The organism is Vibrio sp. 378, from assembly GCF_033339435.1.
This window is the reverse complement of record NZ_JAWOUO010000983.1, coordinates 1-556: the sequence shown is the minus strand read 5'-3', so window position 1 is coordinate 556 and position 556 is coordinate 1. Positions and strand designations below refer to the sequence as shown.

Sequence of the window (556 nt, the reverse complement as noted above, 5' to 3'; positions counted from 1 at the left end):
CTTTCAAACACTACTGCAGGGCCAGTAAATTTCAGGATGCTTTCGTCCACACCAGCAGTCTTCACAATACAGCCATCCAGCGCGATGTTGCCTTTCAGAACGGCAAGGCCGCCATCTTGGCTAAACGCGTTTTCTTTGGTGCGGATACAGCCTTCCGCGCGGTCATCATCGAGGGTATCCCAGCGACAATCTTGCGAGAATGCTTGTGTGGTGCGGATACCCGCAGGGCCTGCACGGTAGAATGATTTCACTTCTTCTGAATCGGTCAGCATGATGTCGTATTTGGCTAGCTGTTCTTCCCAAGTCAGTCCTAGGACAGTCTTAGACTGATTGTGCAGCAGACCTGCACGGTTCAGTTCACCAAGGATACCGACAACGCCACCCGCACGGTGTACATCTTCCATGTGGTATTTCTGCGTTGAAGGAGCCACTTTACAAAGGTGTGGTACTTGGCGAGACATGCGATCGATGTCCGTCATATCAAAATCGACTTCACCTTCTTGCGCTGCAGCTAAAAGGTGTAACACCGTATTGGTCGAGCCACCCATTGCGATGT

Annotated in this window: 1 protein-coding gene; it reads right to left on the bottom strand. The window is 51.3% G+C overall.

Annotated features, from left to right (window positions below; all coding sequences use genetic code 11):
* Window positions 1-556, bottom strand: a 556-nt coding sequence (locus tag R7Q48_RS29925; protein WP_318134025.1) for a dihydroxy-acid dehydratase, incomplete at both ends; no start/stop codon positions are given.